Source organism: Paraburkholderia sp. SIMBA_054, assembly GCF_046534875.1.
GTDB classification, from domain to species: Bacteria; Pseudomonadota; Gammaproteobacteria; order Burkholderiales; family Burkholderiaceae; genus Paraburkholderia; species Paraburkholderia hospita.
Genome location: NZ_JAWRXV010001697.1, coordinates 1 through 237, shown reverse-complemented (window position 1 = coordinate 237; position 237 = coordinate 1). Strand labels below are relative to the sequence as shown.

Annotated in this window: 1 protein-coding gene; it reads left to right on the top strand. The window is 72.2% G+C overall.

All coding sequences use genetic code 11. The features are described from left to right. On the top strand, nucleotides 1-237 hold a 237-nt coding region (locus SB822_RS60880; protein ID WP_410859626.1), incomplete at both ends, for a hypothetical protein.

Here is a 237-nt window from a genome sequence, read left to right as displayed (position 1 = left end):
ATTTCGGCGCGCACTGGCAGCCGGTGCGTGGCGTGCCGGCGACGATCCTGATCGAGGCCGACCGGGTCGATCCGCGGCGCTGGTACGGCGTGGATGGCGCCACCGGCCGCTTCTTCACCAGCACCGACGGCGGACTTTCGTTCATCGACACCGGCCTGGACGTCGGCGTGCCCGGACGGGTCGAACGTACCCGGCCGCAGATCCGCCCCGATCCCTGGCGCGCCGGCGTGGTCTACC